The 24,081-nt window shown below is 63.3% G+C and carries 24 protein-coding genes and 1 riboswitch; of the genes, 7 read left to right on the top strand and 17 right to left on the bottom strand.

From position 1 onward, the window contains the following. Positions 1-27: 27 nt before the first annotated feature. The 6 genes from HIM68_RS12145 to HIM68_RS12120 form a co-directional block, all read right to left on the bottom strand. Positions 28-1,086, bottom strand: a complete 1,059-nt coding sequence (locus HIM68_RS12145; protein ID WP_172172511.1) for a hypothetical protein — start codon at positions 1,084-1,086, stop codon at positions 28-30. Between the two features lie 33 nt (positions 1,087-1,119). Then, a complete protein-coding gene (locus HIM68_RS12140; RefSeq protein ID WP_172172509.1) occupies positions 1,120-2,712 on the bottom strand; it encodes a lipase maturation factor family protein in 1,593 nt (530 codons plus the stop codon). Between the two features lie 3 nt (positions 2,713-2,715). Next, entirely contained in the window at positions 2,716-3,660 is a 945-nt protein-coding gene (locus tag HIM68_RS12135) for a hypothetical protein (RefSeq protein ID WP_172172507.1), read from the bottom strand. 97 nt (positions 3,661-3,757) lie between these two features. Then, complete coding sequence (locus tag HIM68_RS12130) at positions 3,758-4,804, bottom strand: hypothetical protein (RefSeq protein ID WP_172172505.1); 1,047 nt, start codon at positions 4,802-4,804, stop codon at positions 3,758-3,760. A 145-nt stretch (positions 4,805-4,949) separates the two neighbouring features. Beyond that, entirely contained in the window at positions 4,950-7,208 is a 2,259-nt protein-coding gene (gene betT / locus HIM68_RS12125) for a choline BCCT transporter BetT (protein ID WP_172172503.1), read from the bottom strand. A gap of 180 nt (positions 7,209-7,388) precedes the next feature. Beyond that, a complete protein-coding gene (locus HIM68_RS12120) occupies positions 7,389-7,934 on the bottom strand; it encodes a hypothetical protein (RefSeq protein WP_172172501.1) in 546 nt (181 codons plus the stop codon). 132 nt (positions 7,935-8,066) lie between these two features. Between HIM68_RS12120 and HIM68_RS12115 the strand changes: the two genes are divergently transcribed. Next, positions 8,067-8,738, top strand: coding sequence for a metal-dependent transcriptional regulator (locus HIM68_RS12115; protein ID WP_172172499.1), 672 nt, complete (start codon positions 8,067-8,069; stop codon positions 8,736-8,738). Positions 8,739-8,804: 66 nt separating this feature from the next. On the opposite strand, the gene HIM68_RS12110 is transcribed toward HIM68_RS12115, so the two are convergent. From HIM68_RS12110 to HIM68_RS12080, 7 genes are all read right to left on the bottom strand, one after another. After that, positions 8,805-9,299, bottom strand: coding sequence for a hypothetical protein (locus HIM68_RS12110; RefSeq protein ID WP_172172497.1), 495 nt, complete (start codon positions 9,297-9,299; stop codon positions 8,805-8,807). A 43-nt stretch (positions 9,300-9,342) separates the two neighbouring features. Continuing rightward, a riboswitch (SAM riboswitch) is annotated at positions 9,343-9,453 on the bottom strand. A gap of 73 nt (positions 9,454-9,526) precedes the next feature. Further along, the gene (locus HIM68_RS12105) at positions 9,527-9,736 is read right to left on the bottom strand and encodes a hypothetical protein (RefSeq protein ID WP_172172495.1); all 210 of its coding nucleotides are present in this window, start codon (positions 9,734-9,736) and stop codon (positions 9,527-9,529) included. Between the two features lie 202 nt (positions 9,737-9,938). Then, positions 9,939-11,039, bottom strand: coding sequence for a 23S ribosomal RNA methyltransferase Erm (gene erm, locus HIM68_RS12100; RefSeq protein WP_172172493.1), 1,101 nt, complete (start codon positions 11,037-11,039; stop codon positions 9,939-9,941). Between the two features lie 468 nt (positions 11,040-11,507). Beyond that, positions 11,508-13,010, bottom strand: coding sequence for an inorganic phosphate transporter (locus HIM68_RS12095; RefSeq protein ID WP_172172491.1), 1,503 nt, complete (start codon positions 13,008-13,010; stop codon positions 11,508-11,510). 380 nt (positions 13,011-13,390) lie between these two features. Next, positions 13,391-13,990, bottom strand: coding sequence for an HdeD family acid-resistance protein (locus HIM68_RS12090; RefSeq protein WP_172172489.1), 600 nt, complete (start codon positions 13,988-13,990; stop codon positions 13,391-13,393). A gap of 99 nt (positions 13,991-14,089) precedes the next feature. Continuing rightward, on the bottom strand, positions 14,090-15,136 hold the full coding sequence (locus HIM68_RS12085; protein WP_172172487.1) for a slipin family protein: 1,047 nt from the start codon (positions 15,134-15,136) through the stop codon (positions 14,090-14,092). Positions 15,137-15,232: 96 nt separating this feature from the next. Beyond that, complete coding sequence (locus HIM68_RS12080) at positions 15,233-16,060, bottom strand: IclR family transcriptional regulator (RefSeq protein WP_172172485.1); 828 nt, start codon at positions 16,058-16,060, stop codon at positions 15,233-15,235. A 140-nt stretch (positions 16,061-16,200) separates the two neighbouring features. Here HIM68_RS12080 and HIM68_RS12075 point away from each other — a divergent pair, with 140 nt between their 5' ends. The 4 genes from HIM68_RS12075 (at position 16,201) to HIM68_RS12060 (ending at position 20,183) form a co-directional block, all read left to right on the top strand. Next, positions 16,201-17,556 (top strand): MFS transporter, encoded by a 1,356-nt coding sequence (locus HIM68_RS12075; protein ID WP_172172483.1) that lies wholly within the window; start codon positions 16,201-16,203, stop codon positions 17,554-17,556. A gap of 97 nt (positions 17,557-17,653) precedes the next feature. Beyond that, complete coding sequence (locus HIM68_RS12070) at positions 17,654-18,544, top strand: DUF6282 family protein (protein WP_139906716.1); 891 nt, start codon at positions 17,654-17,656, stop codon at positions 18,542-18,544. A gap of 11 nt (positions 18,545-18,555) precedes the next feature. Continuing rightward, on the top strand, positions 18,556-19,443 hold the full coding sequence (locus HIM68_RS12065) for a hypothetical protein (RefSeq protein ID WP_172172481.1): 888 nt from the start codon (positions 18,556-18,558) through the stop codon (positions 19,441-19,443). Further along, the gene (locus HIM68_RS12060) at positions 19,440-20,183 is read left to right on the top strand and encodes an HpcH/HpaI aldolase/citrate lyase family protein (protein ID WP_172172479.1); all 744 of its coding nucleotides are present in this window, start codon (positions 19,440-19,442) and stop codon (positions 20,181-20,183) included. The genes HIM68_RS12065 and HIM68_RS12060 overlap by 4 nt, the downstream gene beginning before the upstream one ends. 11 nt (positions 20,184-20,194) lie before the next feature. Here the strand turns inward: HIM68_RS12060 and HIM68_RS12055 are convergent, their stop codons facing one another. Together HIM68_RS12055 and HIM68_RS12050 are read right to left on the bottom strand one after the other, a co-directional pair. Continuing rightward, on the bottom strand, positions 20,195-20,977 hold the full coding sequence (locus HIM68_RS12055) for a glutamate racemase (RefSeq protein ID WP_172172477.1): 783 nt from the start codon (positions 20,975-20,977) through the stop codon (positions 20,195-20,197). Beyond that, positions 20,974-21,621: an HAD domain-containing protein gene (locus HIM68_RS12050; protein WP_172172475.1), complete on the bottom strand. Its 648-nt coding sequence runs from the start codon at positions 21,619-21,621 to the stop codon at positions 20,974-20,976. Before HIM68_RS12050 ends, HIM68_RS12055 begins: the two co-directional genes overlap by 4 nt. Before the next feature lie 134 nt (positions 21,622-21,755). Here HIM68_RS12050 and HIM68_RS19365 point away from each other — a divergent pair, with 134 nt between their 5' ends. Further along, positions 21,756-22,505, top strand: coding sequence for a helix-turn-helix domain-containing protein (locus HIM68_RS19365; protein ID WP_172172473.1), 750 nt, complete (start codon positions 21,756-21,758; stop codon positions 22,503-22,505). A 103-nt stretch (positions 22,506-22,608) separates the two neighbouring features. Here the strand turns inward: HIM68_RS19365 and HIM68_RS12040 are convergent, their stop codons facing one another. Further along, the gene (locus HIM68_RS12040; protein WP_172172471.1) at positions 22,609-23,016 is read right to left on the bottom strand and encodes a VOC family protein; all 408 of its coding nucleotides are present in this window, start codon (positions 23,014-23,016) and stop codon (positions 22,609-22,611) included. Between the two features lie 90 nt (positions 23,017-23,106). Further along, positions 23,107-23,502, bottom strand: a complete 396-nt coding sequence (locus tag HIM68_RS12035) for a thioesterase family protein (protein ID WP_062860664.1) — start codon at positions 23,500-23,502, stop codon at positions 23,107-23,109. Positions 23,503-23,676: 174 nt separating this feature from the next. On the opposite strand from HIM68_RS12035, the gene HIM68_RS12030 reads away from it, so the two are divergent. Continuing rightward, entirely contained in the window at positions 23,677-24,039 is a 363-nt protein-coding gene (locus HIM68_RS12030; RefSeq protein ID WP_172172469.1) for a response regulator transcription factor, read from the top strand. Positions 24,040-24,081 lie beyond the last annotated feature (42 nt).

Raw genomic sequence — 24,081 nt, 5'->3', positions numbered from 1 at the left:
GGAGAATCACCTCGCCGAGGCGGCTCGTCAGTCGGGGAGGATCCCCGACCGGGCGAGGACGGTGAGCCTGCGCGCGAACTCGGCGGCCTCCTCGGGGTCGGTGCCGTGCAGGCGGAAAGCCGGTCGATCCCGGAACTGCACAACGGCGGTTGCATACCCGTGATCGACTCGAGTGCTCGCCCCGACCAACTGATTCGGTGCCGCCTCGTCGATGATCTCCGTATTTCCTGAGGTGGTCGGGCGGGTGTGGATCAGGCGGGAAGGTGTGACGAGGAGGTATTCGGCACCGCGCGGATTGCTGTTGCCGAGCTTCAGCCACACGGGCTCATCCCGGTCGAGGGCGTCATAAGGCGGCGGGGTCGGCCCACGGCGGCGGGCTCGCGCGGAGAGCTTCTCCTCGCCGGCGCTGCTGAGGGTCATCCGGCGGGCTCCGAGCAGAATGATGACGGAGACCGCTGCCAGCGGCACGGTGATTGCCGCGGCGATGACCGTGTTCGCGAAAGAGAGCCAGGCGAACAGTGCCCCTGCCCCCATGCCGAGGATGACGTTGCCGGCCACGAGCCAGAGCGCCAGGCCGGTGCGGCTGCGCACCGCCACCGTGATTCCAGCCATCGCCAGACCGAAGTTCGTCGAGGCGATGGCTGCGGCGCACAGAACGAAGAACGGCAGGGGCGAGCTCGTGAAGTCACCCCATACGGTTCCAGGAGCACCGGCTACGGATGCGAAAGAGTGCCACAGGAGCGCAGCCAGACTGAAGCACAGCCCGAACAGCGGTCCGATGCTCGTGACAGCGATGAGCGGGTCGCGGGTGAAGAGCGTGAGCGATCCGCGTGGGACTCCGTTCAGTTCGGATTCGAGTCCTTCGCCGCGGTCGGATCCTGTGAAGAAGATGATCGCCACGAAGGTGATGAGTCCGATGAAAGCGAAGGTCAGCGGTCCGGCCGCCGCAGCATCGATGACGACGTCCGATGAGCTGGATGCGTGTGCCAGGCCGGTGTTGACGACGAAGAACACCACAGTCGCAACGGCGCTGAGGGCGAGTGCACCGGTCAGCCCGTGGGACAGTGCCCGCTTGTGGGTACTCATGGATGGTCAGTTCTTCAGTGGGCGCATCGTCGGTCAGCTCTGTCGCAAGTCTATCGGCCGGACGAGGATGCGCGGGTCCGAGCGCACCCACCACGGTTTCGGTTCTCCGGCAGCGGTGGCCGCCTGCCGTTCGGTGCGGGTGGCATAGCGGTAGGTGAAGACGCGGACACGGATGAGGTCCGGGGCAGCACCGTCGAAGGGGTCGAGGCCCATCAGTCTGCGGATCTGCGGATCTCCAGAGCCGATCGCGCGCAGCAGTGCGGTGAACCACGTCTGCCGATAGTCGCCGAGCGCGGCGAACCACATAAGCCAATCCAGCCTGAGGTGATAGGGCGCGACGACCGGCCCGCGACGAAGAACGTCACCAGGTTTGCCCTTGAACCGATACTCGCGCCAACCGTTGTCGATAGCAGCCGCGCCGTCAGTGTCGCCACCCGCATCCGCGCCGCGATCGGCGCTGCCATCCTCGGGTGCGATCCACCCTTCGATGATGATCTCGTTCCGGGTCTCGGTCATCGACCCGAAAGCACCATAGGCATTGCCGAGCCCGAGCCGATTGAAGCTCGCATTCATCAGCTGATTCGGTGAGAAGAGATTGCGCAGAGCTGGCACGTTCAACCAGGCCTGCCACGCGACGAATACGAGGACGATGATCAGCCACCAGACCGGCAGCGTCTCGACCGGATCGGGGACAGCGACGAAGTCGGCCGCCTCGGTGGTGGGATCGGTGAACACACCGACATTCCATCCCCAGTCTGGGAACGGGCCGCCGACGATCCACCGGAAGAAGGTGTCGCTGATTCCGGAGCAGGCGAGCAGGATCGTCGCCCAATTCAGCCACGCATAGTTGCCGCTGATGACGAGCGCGAGTTGGGTGATGATGATCGCGACAGCGGCGAACGATGCGATCGGCTGGGGCAGGAACAGAAGCCACGGCGCGGCGAGCTGGACGATATGGCTGCCCAAGGTCTCAGCCTTGTGCCACCAGCCGGGCATGAGGTGGGCGCGGCGGGAGAGCGGGTTCGGCATCGGCTGGGTCTGATGGTGATAGTCCATCGCGGTGAGGTCCCGCCACGAGGAGTCCCCGCGCATTTTGATCATGCCCGCCCCGAATTCGACGCGGATGACGAACCAGCGCAGCAGCAGGATCATCGGCAGAGTCGGGGCCACCTCGTGAGAGCCGAGGAACCCGATGAGGAACCCGGCTTCGAGCAGCAGCGATTCCCAACCGAAGCCGTAGAAGCGCTGCCCGATCGAGACGATCGAGAAGTACAGCGCCCACATCGCGAGGAACACCGGGATGGGCACCCATGCGGGCCCGGCTTGGGGCAGACCGATGATCGCCGAGGCGGCCAGGACCATTCCGATCACGCAGACGAGGCGCAGCCGTCGGTCCGAATACGCAAACCGCTTCCAGCGGAAGAGGCTCGGCGCCTGTCGGGCCGAGGTCAGAGCGATGAACCGCGGGGCAGGAGTGAGTCCGCGTTCGCCGAGCAGGGCCGGGAACTGGTTGAACGCGGAGGCGAAGGCGATGAGGAAGAGGACACCGAAGCCGCGCTGGATGATCTCGCGGGAGATTGTGTGGTCGCCGGCGGTGAGGAGGGCGACCACCTGGCTGAGGTCCATGGCTTAAGTATCCTCCTCCTGCGGAAGACGGCCGGTCGTGGCCAGAGAGGTCAGTGCCTCGGCGAACTTGTCTGCCTCGCTCGGGTCCCCGCCGACGAGTTCCATGTCCGGGCGGTCCCGGAAGTGCGCCGAGGTGGTGTGCCCGGCCGGGCGGAATGCTGTGCTGGCGCCGCGCAGCTGTCCTGGATGGGCCTGGTCGAGGATGCGGATCTGCCCCGGTCGTGTGGGTCCGGTTCCGGTGCTGGCGGGTGCGGCCAGGAGGAGCCGCTGGTTCGTGGCGGCGAGGATCGGTTCGGCAGGGTTCTCACGGTCGGCGAAGTGGAGCATGAGGTGCTCGCCCGGGGCGAGGGCCATCAGCAGAGACTGCAGACGAGCTTCGTGGGCAGCATCGATCCGGGTGGTGACGCGTGCTCGGGCGACGGCGAACAGGCGGGCCGGGATCAGGGCGGCTGTGGTGACGATGAGGCAGATCGCCGTCATCGTCAGCGCCACCGGAGTTGACAGGGTGAGAATGTTCGAGGCCATGACGCCGATGGTGATCGCCAGAATCACGATGAGCACCGAGACGACGAGGAAGACCGCCCAAAGTGTGCGGTGGAAGGCATCGGCGATCGCGCCGAGCGCGAGGCTGAGGTTGGCGGTGGCCCACAGCCCGAACAGCAGAGCGAAGGCCGGCAGCGGGGATGTGGTGAGGTCGCCCCAGACGGTGCCGGGATTGCCGGTGTCCATCGCGAAGGCGTGCCAGATGAAGGCGGCAACGGCGGAGAAGAAGAACAGAACCAGTATCCCGATGCCCGGTGCCTGGTCCGGGTTGATTCCCCGGAACCGGTGATTGCTGATCGGGTTGATACCGGCATTGGCGAGGAAGAAGGCAATCGAGGCGAAAACGGCGAACCCGATCCCGAACACGAGAGTAGTACTGCCCCTGGAGCGACTGTCCCTAGTCATGCCTCCATCCTCGCAGGAACTCTGCGAGCCGTGGGTGCTGTGATGTTCCGGATCCGTTGCGTCGGAGTCACGGGAGAATGTGGAGTGCCGCGTCGGATCAGCGAGGAAGGCGACCCGTCCGCGCGAGGACGGTGACCGCCTCGGCGAAACGGCCGGATGCCTCCGCGGTTCCTCCTGTGACGCTCATCGGCTGTCGACCATTGAACAGCACCGTCGTGATCACCTGGTTGGTGCGAAGCTCCGATGCGCCCCCACTCAACTGACCGGGTTCGGCCTGCTCGAGAACGAACGTGCGCCCAGGTGCGATGATCGAGGCACGGAAGATCCGTCGGTCGGTCAGCACCAACATCTGCGGGTCGGCGGTGCCGCCGTTTGCACGGGAACTCGGGGTCTCACCGAGGTAGCTGGTGAGGATCCGCTCTCCCGGCTGGAGGGCGTCCTCGGGCGGTTGAACGGACCGGCCGGGACTTCGCCGACTGCTGGCAGATGGCCGTTCACCGGAGTCGAAACGGTCGACTCGTCTGATCGCCCACCACCTGAGCGGGATGAGAAGAGCAGTCGAGACGATGAGGCAGACCACGCCGAGCAGAAACGCGATGACTGTTGGAAGTGTGGCGAGACCGAAGAAGCCGAAGAGACCGGCCGTCAGACACCCCAGGCCGAGCCCGCAGGTGAGAATCGTGAGAGAGCCCGGCCGGTGATCTCGATTGAACGCTTCGGCAAGAGACGACCAGGCGAAGGACATGTTCGTTGTCGCCCAGCAGAGGAACACGGTCGACAGAGCGGACAGCGGGTTGCCGGTGAGGTCTCCCCAGACGGTTCCCGACAAGCCGGGGTCCGCAGCATAGGTATGACCGATGAACAGTGCGACCAATGCGCAGACCGCCCAGATCGGACCGACGAGGAGGACCCGAGACAGCGGAGCGTGGACGAACCGGGTGATCGACTTTGGTTGCCATGGAGTGTGCGGGTCTGCCTCGGCGTGGTCGGGATGATCGTCTCCGCTGATGATGGCCAGCGTCGCGTGCGCGACAGCATGTGCTGCGAGGAGGATGCCGAAGAACACGGACGGCGCCAAGTACGGGTCGCCGCCGAAGTCGCCGAGGTCGGCATCGATGATGTGCCGGTAGTGGTCCTGACACATCTGAGCGGTTCCCGGTCAGATTCCCCGTCCCGACGCAGAAGGAGCGGTGACCGTATCGGTCACCGCTCCTTCTATCGCTGTGCTAACCCCGTCACCGAGGCGGCTGTGCACGGGCGGGCACGGCCGCCTCGGCGAGGGGTTTCACTCAGTGCTTCGGTTCCTCGATGTTCTCGACATCGTCGGCTTCAGTGGGCACCGCCGGAATCGAATCCGTGGTCGGCGGTGTCGGTGGAGTGACGACCGACTGGAACGAGTGCTCGTGCGAGTAGGCGAGGAACGACAGATGGTTCTCGTACCGGTCGAGCACGTCATCGATGATCTGCTGTGAGCTCAGACCCATGAGGTCGTATCCTTCCGAACCGGTCTGCGTGAAGACCTCGATACGGAAGTACTTGTCGTCACCTCGTGGGGCGTTGCGGGCACCGAATGACGGCACATTCGCCTCGATGGCTGCGGCCTCGTAGTGGAAGTCGCGCTGCTCGCCCATGTCGACATTGAGCGTGTTCGTCGTGATCTCGGTGTCTTCGTCGAGGGTCTGGATGTGTTCGACGGTGTAGCCGAGTTCGCGGAACTCCTTGGACACGGCTTCCAGGGACGGTCCGACCACCTCGGCGACGAAGCGTTCGACGGACTTCTTCGTCGGGTAGGAGCGAAGGGTCGCCAGTCGCTGACGCCAGGTCTTCTCCGGAGCACGTCCACCGTGGGCGGCCGTGGTGCGGCGACGACGGGTCCGGCCTTCGCGTTCGGCGCGCTCCATGCGCAGCACCTTCGAGAACGAGGCCATGACGAGGTAGGCAATGATCGTCACCGGCAGGGCGAAGATCAGCGTTGCGTACTCCATCGTCGTCACGCCGCCGGCGACGAGCATGGCGATTGTGAGCACTGCCGTGACCAGGGCCCAGAAGATGCGCAGCCACTTGGCTCCGTCCTCTTCCGGATTCGGAATCGAGGAGGAGAAGTTCGACATCACCATGGCACCGGAGTTCGCACTCGTGAGGTAGAAGAGCAGTCCGGACAGAGTGGCCAGGCCGATGAGGAACGTCGCTCCCGGGAACATCTCGAGTAGGTCGTACCAGCCCTGTTCCGGGGAGGCGATGGCCGTCTTCGCGAACTCGTCGTTGCCGTTGAAGACCTCGGACAGGGCCGAGTTGCCGAAGATCGTGACGATGATGAAGTCGCAGATCACGGGGGCAGTGATCGCAGCGATGACGAACTCACGCAGCGTGCGGCCGCGGGAGATGCGGGCGAGGAACAGCCCGACGAAAGGACCCCAGGCGAGCCAGAAGGCCCAGAAGAACAGGGTCCAGCCGCCCATCCATTCGGAGCCGCCGTCGACATAGGCGAACGTCGACAGCGTGCGTTCGGGCAGGGTGAAGATGAAGCGGCCGATGTTCTCGACCATGGCGTTGAGCAGGAAGGCGGTCTTGCCGGTGACGAGGATGTAGAGCATCATCGCCGCACACGACCAGAGGTTGAGCTCGGAGACGAGGCGGATGCCCTTGTCCACGCCAGAGGTGCAGGCGGCGACGGTCATGACGACGGCCACGATGACGAGCGCGATCTGCAGGGCCAGCCCGGTTTCGAGGCCGAAGAGAGTGGCGAACCCGACGTTGAGCAGGACGACGCCGATGCCCATCGAGGTGGCCACGCCGAAGACGGTGCCGACAAGGGCGAAGATGTCGATGACATCACCGGTGGTTCCGCGCACGCGCTTGCCCAGCAGCGGGTAGAGGACCGCACGGATCGACAGGGGCATGCCCCAGCGGTAGGCGAAGTAGCCCATCGCCATGCCGAGCAGCGAATACATCGACCAGCCGGCGATGCCGTAGTGGAACATCGTCCACACGACGGCGTCCTGAGCGGCTGCCGCCGATTCGGGGGAGGCGTTGACCGGGTGGAGGTACTGGGTGATCGGTCCGGTCACCGAGTAGAAGAGCATGTCGATGCCGACGCCTGCGGCGAAGAGCATCGCGACCCAAGTGAAGAGGTTGTACTGCGGGCGGGAGTGGTCCGGGCCGAGCCTGACGCCGCCTTCCTTGGACAGTGCCACCCAGAGGACGAAGCCGATGACGACGGTGACGGTGACGACATAGAACCAACCGAGGTTCTCTGCGATCCAGTCCACAGCCGTCTTCATGGTCGACTGAGCCGAGTCGGGCATCATCATCGCCCACACGGAGAACGCGAGGATGATGAGAGAGGCGACGATGAAGACTCGCCAGTTGACCCGGGAGCCGCGTTCGTCGGAGAGCTCCTCCGGGCCCTTGCTCATCTCCGTGCTGTCGATCGGAGCGCGCTTCTCGGGGTCGACGTCCCTGCTGATTCTCGTAGCTCGGTCGGTACCGCCGAATCGCTCACGCTCGACGACTGGGCGCTTCAACTTCTCTTCGTTCGGATCCTGCACGCATCGACCTCCGGTAGACAAAAGTGGACTGGGCCCGAAAATGGGCCCGATCTATTCTACGGTTGGAGGATTTTCACAAAGACAGCACCCCCTCTTTTCAGGAAGTTGACTAAGCTGCCGGGTTGTCCAGCCGGGCCCGGCACGGGAGCCGGATCGAACGGGCCCGAAGGGTGGAAGGGATCATGCCCGGGAGCGAGCGGCCACCTCGGTGAGAGTGTCGACGAATCGCTGCGCCTCGGTGGGGATGGTCTCCTCCAGCCGCATCGACGATCCGACGTGCAGCTCTACGGTCACGGTCGCGCGTCCGCGGAAATCCTCTGCTTGAACGGCGCTGACCTGCCGAGCGGCCGCCTCCGAAAGCTGGGCGATGGAGCCCTGAGCATCGGTGCGCACCCGCATGATCCGTTGGTCGGTGAGGATGAGCAGATCGGTGTCGAACGGCGGCAGGCTCCGCAGCCGCACGTATTCGATCTCGCCGGGGCGGAACAGGCCGGTTGCGTTGATTCCCTCTGATCGTGTTCGCGGGTTGTCCGGGGTCGTCGGCCCTCGCCGTGCTGTTGGTCGGGATGCCGGCTTGCGGGCCTTCGCCCAGCGGCGGAGCGCACGGAACGGGGACCAGCCGTCTGTGAGGGAGGGGCCGTCGGGGATGGCGGGCCGAACCGACCCTGTTTGGTCGGCGTTGTCGGTTGGGTGAACCGAGTCGGAGGGGATGGGCTGGGAGGTCATGATTGAGATTTTGTCAGGGCCGCCTCGGCGATGGGGTGGGTCGGTGGTAATCGTTTGGGAACATCTGTGTCCGATCTCCCACTTCGGGTGAAGTGTCGACGCGCGGTGACGCGTCCATGGGATACTGGGGGCATGCGTGCAGGTGAAGTCTCCGAGGTCAGCCAGGACTACCTCAAGGCCATCTGGTCGGCTCAGGAATGGGGCGGCGACCCGATGACGGCCACCGAACTTGCGAACCGATTCGGCACGACGAAGGCCAATGTCACCGAGGTGCTCAAGCGTCTCGACGAACTCGGTCTCATCACCCGCGTCCCATATAAGCCACCGGTGCTCACCGAGCAGGGCAAGGCGATCGCCCTGTCGATGGTGCGCAGGCACCGGCTCATCGAGACGTTTCTTGTGAAGTCGCTCGGCTATGGCTGGGACGAGGTTCATGACGAGGCCGAGATCCTCGAGCATGCAGCCTCCGATCGGCTCATCGACCGCATCGACGCGTTCCTCGGCCACCCGACGTCCGACCCGCACGGCGATCCCATTCCGGGTGCCGACGGTGCCGTCGATTCCCATATTCCGACCCTGCTCGCCGAGGCGGCAGCCGGATCCTATGCGGTGCTGAGGGTCTCCGATGCTGATCCTGTTGTTCTCGGGAAGCTCGCCGAGGCGGGGGTGCTGCCCGATGTCGCGCTCGACGTCGTCGATCACACCGATGAAGTCGTGACCGTGGATATCGGAGGGAAGCAGGAGACGATCGACTCCGCGCTCGCCGCGGCCGTGTATCTGCGCGTGGCTTCCTCGGCGAGCTGACCGAGTCGGATCTGTTGATCCGACCGGCAGTGGTGTTTGGGTTCGGTGAGGTCAAAGACCCTCTGCTCAGTTGTTGCTTCGCGGGCGTGGGAAATTCGGTTCAGCACGCAGCAGGATCAGCGTCGTGGCTGCGTGAGCGTCGAAACCTTCGGCGAGGAAGAGCTTCGGCCAGTCGCACCAGAGTTCTGATTCATACGGGGTGCCGGGCAGGTAGGTTCCGTGCCCGTTCTGCCGATGTCCCGGGTGGGACCGGAATGCCGTTCTGGGAATGGATTGCAGCGTGTCGAACAGGGTCTGATAGAGCACCGGTGTGAAGCCATCACTGCGAGCCGCATCGGCAGTGCTCACCCAGCCGGGTCCGGCAATCGGAATGCCCCGTTTGATCGCCGAACTCATCTGAGCTTTGATGCCGGCGCGTTGCGGGTCAGGGGAGTGGTGGAGTAGAACTTTCGACCAGTGCAGGGCAACCTCGGGTTCGAAGCCCGGCCACTGTTCGGCGGCCCTGCGGCGGTTCTCGGAGTGGTTGTGGGAGTCGGCGGAGTCGTTGAAGTCTGCGGACATGGCAAACCGTCCTTCTCGGGCGCGCCTGCGCAGCGCTGACCCGGATCGAAGCTTGCCCGAGCGGTCGGCGCGGGCCCGTTCTTCCCCTGGGGCACCCGGTCGATGACGGGTTGCCGTGTGGCCGGCCAGGTACCGATGGCCACAGCTCGCGAACGTGATTTCAGTGTAGATGGAGGGTCTGACACGACCTTTGCGTTGGTGACCTCCGTGGCCGGCGGAGGAGGAATCTAGACGAGTCCTTCTTCATCGGCGTCGGCGGCCGATGACCAGAATCGGGGGTCGTGGTCCTCGACGGTTTCCCCACAGTCGACACAGGTGCGGAATTCGATGGTTCCGTCGGAATTGAGTCGACCCGGTGTCAGGCTGCTGCTCTCTTCGCAACCAGGACACCACCCATTGATGAAGCGTCTGATGTGCGTGCCGTGTTCATTGTCCATTCCGGCTGACCTCTCGACCGAATGCGCAGTGCGTGGACCTGCTGTTTTCAGTCTACGAGCGCCGGCAGTCGGCGAAGATGAACTTCCGGAGAAGACGGAGGAGTCGCCGGTGTCGTGGTCCGTCGGCGCATCGGCATGGAGGAGCACGGGCCGGACAACGCTCCGGTCCGACGGGGAAACGTCGGACCGGAGCATCGGGGACTCACCTGCGCGGCAGGTTCCACCTCGGCTGGGGCTGCTGCGGTTTCTGATGCTGATTCATGAAACCGCGTTCGGCCTGCAGATGACCCTTGTCATGGCTCTTCGCCTTCGGATCGGTGCCCGGGATGGAAGCCTGTAGCTTCTCGGTCGCCGGTTTGGCGCCGACGATGGGCATCTCCCCGGTGATCAACGGTGTCTGCGGGGCCGCCTCGGTGATGGGGTTCTGTTTGGGTGCTTTGCTGTTTCGCATGGTCTTTCCCTTCTTCGCATCCTTGTGATCTGTTTCGGTGACCAGTTCGGTGAACAGTCCGGTCCACTGGTCGGGGGTGAGATCTTTGGGCAAGATGTCTCCTCTGATGTCGTTGCGGTCCATGGTCGATTGCAGAGTGCGATGATCGGTGATGCTCATCTTCGAGAGGATTCCTTTCATTCCTCGCCCGCGACCGGTGAAGACCGAACGGACGAACTGTTGATATTCGGATCGAGCATTGTCTGGAATCGATCCGGTGGGACAGCGATCGATGGTGAGGATGCCGCCATCGACGCTGGGCTTCGGGGTGAACGCGTCGGCGGGGACGCGGGTGACGAGGCGGAAGTCGAACCATGGGGTCCATTGCGCGGTCATCATGGTCGATCCGCCGATGCCGGCGCGTTTGCGGGCCACTTCCCATTGGGTGAGCAGGATCGCCCGCTGCCAGCGCCCGGAACGCAGCAGTTTGCGGAGGATGGGGGTGGTGAGGTGGAACGGCAGATTGCCGACGACGACCGGCCGGTCGAGCCGGGTGGTCAGGATGTCGGCGTGCCGGACCTCGGCCCGCGGGTACGTGTCTTCAAGGTGATCCAACCTCGTTTCGTCGAGTTCGACGAGTGTGAGCTTTCGACCGAGCCGGTAGAGCTCGGAAGTGACTGCCCCATCCCCGGGACCGATCTCCATGATCGGTCCGGAGGTGGAACGAGCCAGGCTCGCAATCGTGTCGATGGTGGTGGGTGAACGCAGAAAGTTCTGGCCGAGTTCATGCCGCCCGCCGTGCTGTGACCGCGGGGCCGAGAGCGAATGGGACTGACTGCGTGTCGAACGGTGTCGTGACGTGTGGGGTCGCAATGGGATGTGCTCCAAAAGGAAGATGGAGGCACCCGAGGCAGCGCAATGATGGTGAGTCTGATCGATTCGTATAGACCCGGTCGATCATGATGATCGAAGTGGTCAGTGAATCGGAAAGGGATCAGCCGATTGTCGCATCGCCCGGATGCCGATGGCTCTCCGGGAGGACAACGCGCTTGCAGAGCAGATCAGGGTGACTGTCGTCGGTCAGCCGATCGCAGAAGAATTCGTCAGGCGCGCTGTCAGGCGCTGCGGTGACGAATAAAGAAGCAAGGCGCAGTCATTGCGCTGCTGTTCAATGTTCCCATGCGGAACAAGATAGCACAGGGAGCTTTGCCGAGACCAGGGTTCGGACAAAATCGCCCTGCCGACTTCGTGTGGAAGTCGGCAGGGCGGACGTGCGGATGCGTTCGAAGCCGTGTGTCGAACGGAGTCCGGCGAACGCGTGTGAGCGTTCGTGCCAGTGGGTCAGCCCATCATGGTGCGCAGGGCGATGACGCCGACCGAACCGATGACCGCTGCGGCCGGAAGGGTGATGATCCAGGCCAATGCGATCGGCTTCATGAGCTTCCAGTTCGCCGAACGGTTGACCAGGCCGACGCCGATGATCGCACCGATGAGGATGTGCGTCGACGACACCGGCAGGCCGCTCACCGAGGCGGCCATGACGATTCCCGCGGCAGCGAGTTCGGCGGCGAATCCGGAGGCCGGGTGGATCTCGGTGAGGTTCGTGCCGACCGTTGCGATGACCTTGCGGCCGATGAACCAGAGACCGACGATGAGGGCGATGCCGCAGGTGAGCATGGCTGCGAACGGCACGCTCGCCTCGCCGCTGATGCTGTCGGTGCGGAGCACATCGAGGACGGCGGCGAAGGGGCCGACGGCGTTGGCGATGTCGTTCGAACCGTGGCTGAAGGCGAATGCTGAGGCGGTGAACACCTGCATCCAGGAGAACAGGATGTACGTCGCACGGGGCACAGTCTGCTTGCGCAGGGTCTTGGCGAAGACGAACACTGCCAGCCACACGGCCGCGCCGATCATCGCCATGATGAGCAGGCCGCCGACCGTGGTCACGCTCATGTCGAGGTTCTTCAGTCCCTTGAACAGCAGCATTGCGGTGATGATGACAGCGCCGACGGCGGCGATGAGGGGAACCCACCGCTGCAGGGCCGAGTGCGTGCCGATCGATCCTCCCTCGACGGGGGCATCCTCGGCGGCGGCGTCGATCTGCGCGTCGACGGGTCCCTCGGCTGCGGAGACCGGGGCGAGCATATGCGGCTTCAGCGTGTGCGACAGCGACTTGCCGAGCACGTATTTCTTGATCAGCCCGTAGATGACGAACGCGGCGAGTCCGCCGAGGGCAGGAGACAGCACCCAGGAGATCGCGATCTGGCCGACCTCGGACCACTGCACCATGGTGAATCCGCCGGTGCCGGTGACGAATCCGATCGTCAGTGATGCACCGATGATGCCGCCGATGATGGCATGCGTCGTCGACACCGGCCAGCCCATCCGCGTCGCTACCAGCAGCCACACTGCCGCGCCGAGGAGGGCCGCCATCATGATGAACGCGAAGTCCATCGGGTCGATCGCCACCCCGCTGAGGTCGACGATTCCGCTCTTGATCGTGTCGGTGACATCACCGCCGGCCAGAAGCGCGCCGCTGACCTCGAAGACCGCGGCGATGAGCAGTGCCTGCTTCATCGTCAGGGTGCCGGCGCCGACGGAGGTGCCGAAGGCGTTGGCGACATCGTTGCCGCCGATGTTGAAGGCCATGAAGGCGCCGAAGATGACCGTGGTGATGAGCACCATGCGGGGTGCGTCCCGGCCCACGAAGTCGAGCGACCACAGGGTGAAGGCGATGAGGGTGATCGCCATCAGGCCGCCGAAGGCCAGATGCCAGAGGCGGTCGTTGCTGCGGCCGACGGCAGGTGGCGGAGTGTGGCGCTCCGGTGCCAGAACCTGGGTCATTCGTTCTCCTCGCGAATTTCAGTCGATGTGGCAGTGTCTGTCTGCCTCCATGATTCGCAGGGCGGATGACCGCCAGGTTACGGAGAAGATGAATGCACGGTTAACTCCGATTCCGAGCGGTGCGAAATGCTCATGCACACTCGGTACTTTTCGCCTTCCGTTCACGCAATGTTCCAGGTCAGATGCTATTTGGGCGGATCGTTGCGGGAGGCGGGCGCTTGGGTGTGGCGGAGACGGAAAGTCATGTTGTGACAATGACCACTTCGGGCCGACTTTGGTATGTGAATTGGTGAACAGCGGGTACGTGACAGAGCCCGGACCCGCAGATGTGCGGATCCGGGCTCTGTCGAAAGGGGAAAAGCTCGCCGAGGCGGCTGGAGTCAGTCGATGATCTCCCCGCGGATGACATCGCCGCCACCGTCGTCGTCAGGACGATTGCGATGCGGATCGGACTTCATCTGCCTGTCGACCTTGCGCAGTCGACGGCCCAGAGCGATGAGGGCGATGCCGACGAGGATGATGAACCCGGCGAGGGTGAAGATCAGCGCGGTCACTCCGGCGCCCGGGGCGAAGAGGAAGAAGCCGCCGAGGATGATGCCGAGGACGCCGATGACGGTGAGTGCCCACCAGGTCCTGACTCCCATCCGGCGGATGAAGAAGGACATGGTGAGAGCGAGGAAGCTGAAGAAGATGATGGCGAATCCGGTCAGCACGGTGACCATGGACGCGAACAGCATCGGGGTGAAGAAGATGAGCGCACCGAGGAGGATGAGCAGGACCGCGCGTGTGACCATGCTGCCGGTGCGGCCTCCCTGCGGTGCGAAGACGAGGGAGGAGATGGCGATGACGGCGAGCCAGCAGGCGAAGATCCGCACAACCACCTCGGCGGAGGTGCCTGGCCAGACCATCATCAGCGCACCCATCACGAGGGCGATGACGCCGTTGACGATGAGTGTTCTTCCAGTGCGCTTGAGGTCCATGCCCACAGCCTAGTCCTCCGGTTTGGACAGACGCTGAAGACGGCGCCGGGGGCGGTCGGTGGGCGGATCCAGGGCGGTCACAGGCCGGGGTGCGACGGTTCAGGCGTGCCCGAGGTGCTCCTCCTGATCGGCGGAGTCGGATCGTGCGGCCGAATCCGAGGTGGTCCGCTCCTGCTCCGGCATGTCCGAGGTGACACGCTCCTGCTCGGGCATCAGCCCGGTGAGCTTGAGCGATTCGGACATGGCTTGAACGATGGCGTCGAGGTCAGCCGGGGCACTCGACGTCGTGTCCGATCCGGACCGGTCGGCCGCCTCGGCGGGGGTGTCCGTGGTGGGTGTGACTCCTGCTTCCGTGGTCGACTTCGCGCCCGCCCCGGTGGTGGGAGGAGCAGTCGGGGTGTTGTTCTCGAGGAAGCGCAGGAGCTCGACGGGGAAGGGCAGGACCAAGGTCGAATTCCGTTCGGCGGCCACCTCGACGATGGTCTGGAGCAGACGCAGCTGCAGGGCGGACGGGGTGTGGGCCATGGCCTCGGAGGCCTTGGCGAGCTTGTTCGAGGCCTGCAGCTCACCATCGGCGATGATGACGCGGGATCGGCGTTCGCGTTCTGCTTCGGCCTGGCGCGACATGGAGCGTTTCATCGTCTCCGGCAGGGCCACGTCCTTGATCTCGACGCGGTCGATGTGGACGCCCCAGTCGACGGCGGGGCTGTCGATCATAATCGCCAGGCCCTGGTTGAGGCGCTCGCGGTTGGTGAGCAGATCGTCGAGTTCGCTCTGGCCGATGATCGAACGCAGCGAGGTCTGCGCGACTTGGCCGACGGCGAGCTGGTAGTCCTCGACGTCGACGACGGCCTTGCGCGGGTCGACGACCTTGAAATAGATGACGGCGTCGACGCGGACGGTGACGTTGTCGCGGGTGATGCCCTCCTGCGCGGGGATCGGCATGGTCACGATCTGGAGGTTGACCTTCTCGAGTTTGTCGACGAAGGGGACGATCGCGGTCATTCCGGGCGGACGGGGCTCGGCGTTGACTCTGCCGAGGCGGTAGACCACCCCGCGCTCGTACTGCTTGACGATCTTCAGGCTGTTACCCAGCGTGATTGCTCCGAGTGCGACAAGTGCGGCGAGGATACTGAGCGCCAACATGTCGAATCGCCTCCTTTGACGATTGACTGTCTGGTCTATTCTACGCCGTTATGGCGCGGAAAGACCCGGCTCGGAGGGAACGCGGAGGAGGCGGAGTCAGCCAGCTGAATGCGAAGACTTGAGTTGCCCCAGGTCATTGGAAATTGACTCTGCGCATTGCCGAAGAGTTCTTGCGGCGTTGCTTTCGCGATCTGCTGGAAGCAGGATCGGTGTTCCGACGACGGCGACCGTGGCGCGCAATGTTGTACCGGACCAGATGGGGGCGGCGACAGCGACGTACCCTGAATCGTTGAGCGCTCGCAGACCCAGTCCGGAGTCGCGAGCTTGTTCAATCAGTGATTCGAGCTCAGTTCGATGCGACTGGGGGAGCATATTGATGACTCTGTTCGCGGCGATCTGATCGGCTCCGAACGCGACCCAAACTTGAGCATGTGCGGAGAATAAATCGAGCTGTGTGCCGAGCGGAACAGTCAGAAGCACTTCGTTCGAGCGATTCTCCTCTACGTGGACGACCACGGGGCCGTTCGCTCCGTAGACACTCAGGGCGCTGGTGAGAGTTGTCTGGCGGACGAGTTCCGCCATTTTCGGGGGAGCGACCGACATCAGCTGCTTCTTCCCGAGATGAAAGGACGACAACTGCGAGAGCAGCGGACCGCTCGTATAAGTCGACCCATCTCGTTCGAGAATCCCAGCTTGCTCCATCGACGACAGGTATCGATGAGCGGTAGTCCGATTGAGTTTCGTTAATTCTGCGGTGGACTGAGCGGTTAGATGTTCGCGATGCGGACCCAGTAAAGCAAGTATCTGCGCTGTGCGGCCAACCGCTTGGATGTCGGTAGGGCCGCCGGCCTGCGGGTCTGCTCCGGGAAGAGCTGTGTGGGTGTGCGCTGAGGAGAGAGAAGTCCCCTTTTCGTAATTCGTCATAGTGTTCATTATTCGCACATTATTCTGCCAGTCAAGGGCAAAATGATTCGATCCTCGCTATTGACGTGTGCATTGTGAACTGGCTAATCTCAATGTGAACATTTTGATCAACGCGATGGAGCGTGGAGGACACAATGGTTATGGCTGAACATCCAGCAGCGACATATGACCCGCGAGCGGACAGACACGATGCCACTGCATGGAAGCAGTCGCGCAACGGTCTGGTGCCAGCTGTGGTGATTGGCACCACGCTGGAATGGTACGACGTGATGATCTATGCCCAAGCGGCAGCGATTATCTTCCCCACAATCTTCTTTCCTGAGGTGGGAGCAGCAATTGGCACGATTGCCGCTTTCGCCACATACGGAGTCGGTTACCTCGCCCGTCCGCTCGGAGCTGTGGTTTTCGGGCACATCGGTGACCGCTTTGGGCGGAAGGCCGCATTGGTGAGCACACTTCTGCTCATGGGCGGCGCAACCACGATGATCGGCATACTCCCGACTTTCGCTTCCGCAGGCTTGCTTGCGCCGACCCTCCTTATGGTGCTGCGCCTACTTCAGGGGCTGGGCGCGGGAGCAGAATATGCCGGCGCGTTCGTGATGATCGGTGAAATGGCTCCCGCAAATCGACGCGGGTACTGGTCATCAATACCCGGGATCGGGATTTACGCAGGAGTGGTACTGTCCGCGCTTGTCGCCACTGTCGTATTTTCCGCACCCGCCGAATGGGTGGAGAGCTTCGGGTGGCGTGTTCCATTCCTGGTCAGCATTGCGCTTGTCTTCGTCGGACTCTTCTTCCGTATGCGCATTTCGGAATCGCCTGTCTTTGAGAAGCTCGAGCATGAGAGGACCGCTCGTTCTCTCCCGTTTGCTGAAGTGTTTCGGAAAACTCCTAAGCGTCTGATCCTCGGAGTACTTCTGACCGCGCCTATCGGATGGAACGGATACGTCAGCTTGACGTACTCGATCAGCTACGCAAAAGAAATCGGCTACAGCAGCGAAACCGCAATTCTCGGCACGCTGGTCGCCTCGGCCCTGGCAATCGTCCTAGTTCCGATCACCGGTTGGCTCACGGATAAGGCCGGCCGAAAGCCGATCTACATCATCGTCTCGATTCTCGGAATTGTCACGGCTTTCCCCTTCTTCTGGCTGCTTGATTCGGGATCGGTGTTATTCCTCTACTGCGGCCACATCCTCATGGTCTTCGGTGTCTACATTGTCACCGGCGCACAAGCTGCCTATCTCACCGAGCTGTTCCCCGCTGAATTCCGCTATACCGGAGTGGCGCTTTCCCGCGAGATCTCGACTGCCTTGTTGGCTGCGCCTGCGCCGGCTGCCGCTGCTGCACTTTACCTGTGGTCAGGTGGGCCATTGTGGACGGCAGGAATCATGGTTGCTTGCAGTGCCGCTTGCCTCATCGCAGTGTGGGTGCTCCCCGAAACCAAGGGAATCAATATGAACTACACCGCCGATGATCTCGGCCGTGCCAGAGCGTGAAGCTCCCAGCTACTGCACGAACTGAACGGTCGGCCGCGATGAGCCACCGACCGACTTCACCGCGACAATGCGGTGAACTATCGAAGGGAATGTCAATATGACCAATCAGCGAGTCTTTGATCTGCTCGACGGCTTGATCGACCCACACTGCCATCCCGCTCCGTCGGCGATGCCGCGCGAGTTCGATGCCGCAACCGGAGCTCGAGACGGATGGGACAGGCTGCGGATGCGGGCGATGGTTTTCAAATGCCACCACCACAATACGCAGATGGACGTAATCGCACAGAGAAGTCTGCTCGAGGACGTGCCGACGGAGGTCATCGGTGCCGTTGCTCTCAACTCGAGCATCGGCGGACTCAACCTTGCGCAAGTTCAAATGTGTCTCGGCTTGGGCGGCAAGGTCGTCTATCTGCCGACAGTCTCGTCGGGGCGGCACATAGACAACCATGCTGAGTCCCAAGGATTTCCGACGACAATGGTCGAAGTCACGACACATCGCATCGAGGTCGTTGATTCTGATGGAAACGTGGTGCCAGAGCTGTTGCCGATCTTCGACCTCATCGCTGAAAAAGACGCAGTTCTCAACGGCGGGCACTTGCATCCGGACTACATCGAGGCCTGCTTTGCCGAAGCACGCAAGCGCGGCGTCAGGAAATTTGTCGTTTCCCACCCCGACTTCGTTATCGGAGCTGAACCGGAACAGTGCAGAAAGTTCATCGACATGGGTGCCAAGGTCGAACACGAACTTCACATGTACGACCCGGGAGCAAAGATGCGATGGCCTCTCGAGCAGCTGCTCGAATGGATCACGGTCCTCGGTGCGGAGAACACTCTCCTGGGATCTGATCTCGGCCAGAAGGGATTCCCTTGGCCAGTCGACGGGTTCATCCGAGTAGCAGAAGGACTACTTGACCTGGGATTGCCGGAGGACGACCTCCGGGCGATCGTCCACACCAACCCGCGCACGCTGTTTGGCATCGACGACTGAGGAGAACCACTATGTACGACACATCCGATCCCCGTTCTCGCCTGACGCAAAAAGCAGCTTCGCCGCTGGGAGGCGAAAATATCGCTGCTCCGGAGACGCACCTGTTCCGAGACTCGAACACAGCTGACATATCGATTTCCGGAGTCAAGATCTGGGCAGCTCGCGGACAGAACTTCCTCGTCGAATACATTGAGATGGACGCTGGAGCCGAGCTTGAACTCGATCGAGAGCGTGGATGCGTCCTCATCGTCGACGACGGTCCGGCCCAGATCGACGTTGCGATTAAGCAGACCAGCGTTCGCCTCGGAGAGCGCGGAATTATTGTTGTTCCACGTGGTCGAGCGGCAGTGTCGGCGAATGAACAAAGCACTATCGTGGCGGTCTCAGACATCATGACCGATGAAGCACCGGCAGCAGCCAACGCTGAGTCCTACGCTCAGCCGCATCCGCGGGTCACTCGCCTTTCAGAAGATAGCCCAGCCCCGAGGGAGCTCAAAGCCTATCCGCTCTCCGAATATCCTCCCGAAGAAGGTCGCTTCGGCACGATCTTCAGGACACATACTCTGATGATCAACTTCCTCGATGATCAAGTCGGGCCGCGCGATCCGGAAAAATTGTCGCCGCACCACCACGATGACTTCGAACAAGGTTCGCTCACACTCACAGGAACGTGGAAGCACCACATCCGAACACCTTGGACGACGAAGCAGAGCCAATGGCGGGACGATGTGCATGTGACCGTTGACGGCCCGTCTCTGACGATCATTCCGCCGCCGACAGTGCACACCAGTCGTGCAGTCGGGGAAGGGCTGAACCTCATGATCGACCTCTTCAGTCCGCCGCGCGATGACTTCGCCGACAATGGCTGGGTTGTCAATGCTGAGGACTTTCCTCGATGAATACGCTGAAGAGCCGCCTCGGTGCCGAAGTCGAGGTGGGAACGTTTCTTAAGTTCCCCGTCATCGAATCTGTCGAGCTTATGTCAATCGCTGGCTTCGACTTGGTCGTCATCGACCTTGAACATTCGCCGATGTCAATCGAATCCGCGGCGCGACTTTTGGCAATGGCAAAGGCACTCAAGATCGAATCGCTGGTTCGGATCCCCTCTCACGGCTACGAGTGGGTTCAGCGAAGTCTTGACGCTGGTGCTCGGGGAGTTCTGGTGCCACATGTCGACAATGCCGAGCAGGCGGAACAACTCGTAGCCGCAGCGCATTTTCCGCCTCGGGGTCATCGCGGTTTCGGTCCGACGACTCGTGCCGGGGGTTGGGCAGTCGATCCGGAAACTGACTACCGGTTGGAAGCAAACACAGCTGCGTTGGTCGTGCAGATCGAATCAGGGGAGGGCGTCGCCGATGTCGAAGGAATACTGGCCGCGGGAGTCGACTCGGTGTTTGTCGGGCCCGCGGATCTGTCAGTTGCACTTGGTGTGGAACCCGGTAGTCCTGAACTCGCACGAGCCAGCCGCACCGTGCTGGACGCCGCGAAGGCTCATGGAATTCCGTGTGGAATAGCAGCGGGCTCGGGCGAGCGGGCTCGACAGCTCGTCGATGAGGGTTACGACTATGCCGTCGTCGGAAACGACGCCACAATGCTCGGTTCCAGCGCGAGTGCGATGGTGGCCGCTTTCCGCCGCTGAGTAACCGTAGCTCAGGCCTCTCGGGCGAGCAGTCGTTTGCCGGCCGGGTAGGCATCCAAGGCCTGGGGGAGGCTGACGCGTCGGCCGGACGCGAAGGTCGCGAGCACGCGTCCGGTGCCGGGCTGATCCTCGCCGACTCCGGCGGGTTCGAGGCCGATGCGGCGCAACGTCTGTTTGGCCACCGGCATGGGGGAGTCGAAGACGGTGAGGGCTCCGGCTCGGGCGGCCATGATGCGGTCGGCGACGAGTCCGTAGTGGGTGCAGCCGAGCACCACGGTCTCCATTCCCGGTCCCATCCGGGTGAAGGCATCCTCGATGGCGGTGTCGATCTTGTCCAGATCGGCGGCGTTGATGGCCTCGGCCAGTCCGGGACAGGCGATCTTGGCCACGTGCAGGTCCGCGGCGAAGGAGTCGATGAGGTTCTGCTGATACTCACTGCCCGTGGTCGCCGGTGTCGCCCAGATCGCGAAGTCCTGGCCGGTGCCGGCGGCCATCTTCACCGCAGGCACGGTGCCGATGACGGGGATGGCCGGTTCGTAGCGGGCGCGGACGGCCTCGAGGGCCTGCACCGAGGCGGTGTTGCAGGCGATGACGATGGCGTCGGGTTCCCATTCGGCGAGCACTCCGGCCGAATGCAGGGCCCGCTGTTCGAGGGCCTCGGTGCTCAGGCTGCCGTACGGGGTGAAGTCCGGGTCCATGGCGAGGACGAGGTCAGCGTCGGGGGCGAGGTTGAACAGCGCGTCGGCGGTGCCGAGGAGTCCGAGTCCGGAATCGAGCAGGCCGATGCGCGTCATGAAGTTCCCTTCGGGTCGGATGTCGTCGGATCGCTGGTCTTTGGGCCGCCGAGCTTGGTGTCGATGGTCCTTGGAGCGTCGGTCTTGGGGTAGGCGAACTCCCGGATCTCCTTGAGATGGGCTTTCGTCAGGCCGTGGGCGAAGTCCGGGGCGATGAGTTTCAGGCGGTTGGGCGAGTAGTGCTTGAGGAAGTAATCGCGGGTGGCCGGCCACGCCAGGTCGTCGTCGATCCAGATCGCACGCCCGTGCTCGTGGGTGGCCAGCCAGTCCTCCATGGCACGGGCCTTCCACCACTGCTGCGGATCGTGAGCGAAGCGGTTGTGCGTCTCATCGGGCATTTCGATGACGTCGAAGGAGTTGCGCAGACCGAATTTCGGTTCGAGTTCGGACTTGCATCGCTGCGACCAGGTCGACAGCCAGACGACGTCGACCTCATGGGTCTCGACGATGCGGTCGAAGAATTCGACGACGGACGGCCGGTAGTGGAGTTCGTAGTGCCACGCGTGCAGCTTCTTTCGCCCCTCGGCCATGCCGCGCAGCTTGGGTACCGGGTAGGAGTTGAGGACGCCATCGACATCGAGGAAGACAGTGACATGGCGAGCCTGCCTGCGCGCCGATACCGGCGCCGAGGATGCTGCAGCCATCATTCCTTCCCGTGAGCTCAGTCGTGCGGCCCTCTGTTGGGGCCATTCGCGCGCTATTCTGGGGGCAGATCGCGCCGCCCGCACCAGATGAACACAGACGAGTTTACCGCCGAGAGCGTCAGGAGGCCGAGTCCGTGTACCGCGAAACCCGGATCCCGCGCCTGCGGGCGAGCCTGTGGGTCTCCGTTCCCGACAAGGCCGATTCCCTCACCAAGGCGGCTGACCCTGACCGGGGTAACCTCGCCTTCGGGCCGGACGCCGTGCATGCTCCAGCTCCCTCGCTCATCGTGCCCGACGGGTGTATGGACCTCATTGTCATCGATTCGCAGATCCATATCGCCGGTGCCGATTCCACGGCACGGATGTTCCACGGTTCGGCCACACCGACGGTGGGCCTGCGATTCGACTCCGGCGTGCTTGCGCAGCTGTTGACCACCTCGGCGGGGGAGCTGGCCGATCGGGTGACGCCCCTCGACGCTGTCATCGGCGGCAGGCATGCCGAGGTCGGGGATGCCGGTGAGGGCGGGGCCGCCTCGGTGACGGGGTCTGCCCGGGTGCTGCTCGACACGGCCGGCGGTCTGGCGGACCGAGCTCCGCTGGATCCGCGTCCGATGGCCCTGGCTCGGGCCTTGGATGTGCGCTCAAGTTCGCCGGCCCAGACCGTCACCGAGGCGGCCGCGGAGTTCGCGTATTCACCGCGCCAGCTGCGCCGGCTGAGCGCGGAATGGTTCGGTTACGGGCCCAAGCACCTGGCGAAGATCCTGCGCTGGCAGGCCGCGCGAGACCTCATCGATGCGGGGCGGTCGCGGACAGCGGCCGCGGCCGAGGTCGGGTATGCCGATGCCGCTCACCTGCGGCGGGACGAGCGCTCGCTCATCGGGTGAGGGCGCACCCGGCGTTCGTCCCGTAAGTTCGTCCCCACCCAGAACTACCCGACGGCGGCCCAGCAACCTCGCGCCAGGTTGCTGGGCCGCCGTCGGGTAGCAATTAGGAGTTGAGGGCGGCGAAGAGGTCGACCGTGTTGCCGTCGGGGTCGGAGACCACAGCGTAGCGCTGTCCCCAGAACGCGTCCCAGGGTTCGTGAACGATTCCTGCCACGGGATCGCTTCCCCCGTCGCCGCGCCCGGTGAGCTTGGCGAATGTCGCATCGACCGCCTCGGCGGTGGAGCAGTCGAAAGCCAAGGACATCTTGTTTCCGCCGGTCGGGCGGGTCCATTCGGGATCGATGCCGAGGACGACCGCCTCGGTGTCGAGGAGGATCCGCAGGGATCCGGAGGAGAACTCGGTGTGTGGGGCGTCCGGGCCGCCGTCGGCGAGTTCGAGACCGAGAGCGGAGTAGAAGGTGATGGCGGCGGGCATGTCTGCGGTGATGATGGAGATCGCGTCGAGTTTCATGACTTCAGACTATGCGGACGGTTGGTGGCGCGGCTTGAACGAATCGGCCATGGTTGCGCGGCCAGGTGTCAGCGTGAATCGGTTCGCTCCTCAGTCCTGAAGGTAGGGTTCGAAGACTGCGCGCAGCTCGGGCGTCAGCGGAGTGGGCTTCTGCGAGTCCCGATCGATGTGGACGAGCACACAGTCGTGGTCGAAGACCTGACGTCCGTCCTGGTCACCGCGGGTGTTGACGGTGAACGAGGAGTTGCCGAGCTTCTTCACCGTCACCGTCATCTTCAGTTCGGGGCCGTACATGACGGGCACGAGGTAGTCGATGGTCTGGCGGGCGACGAGCAGTCCGCCGCCGGTGATGTGTCCGGCCCGGATCTCGTGCATCCAGCGCACGCGGCATTCCTCGATGAGGGTGATCATCCGTGCGTTGTTGACGTGGCCGAGCAGGTCCTGATCCGACCAGCGCACTTCGGGTGAGAGTTCGAAAGTGGCCATGACTGCCTCCAGGAGCTGATTGGGAACGAGGTCTGAACGATCGTTCCATAGTTAATCAGGTGCTCGGTGGCAACGGAAATCTCGCGTCTGCCGTTACGGGGAAGACTAAGCTATGAAGCGAACGCAGGAGTCCAGGTGCGGCCGACTGAGCCGGCCGTAAGGGAATGGTTCGGTATGGAATCGAAGAACGCACTGGTCATCGAAGACGATGACGATATCCGCCGGCTGCTCGAGGTCGTGCTGGAGCAGAGCGGATACAGCGTCGAATCGGTGGCGACGGGCAAGCTCGGACTCGAACTCTTCGACGAAGCCGAACGCACACTCATCACCGTCGACCTCGGACTGCCCGATATCGACGGTCTTGAACTCCTGCGGCAGATCCGACCCCGCACCGTGGCGACGATCGCGGTGATCAGCGCCCGGGCGACGCAACGTGACAGCGACGCCAGCCTCGAAGCCGGAGCCGACGCGTTCCTCACAAAACCGTTCAAACCACGCGAGCTCCGCGAGTTCCTGCAGGCGATGGACGAAGAGTGAGTCGACCGCGCTGATCGCCCGGTTCAGTGGCTGGGTGCCGGT

It is taken from the genome of Brevibacterium sp. CT2-23B (assembly GCF_013168765.1).
GTDB lineage: Bacteria > Actinomycetota > Actinomycetes > Actinomycetales > Brevibacteriaceae > Brevibacterium > Brevibacterium sediminis.
This window is presented reverse-complemented; position numbering and strand designations above follow the sequence as displayed.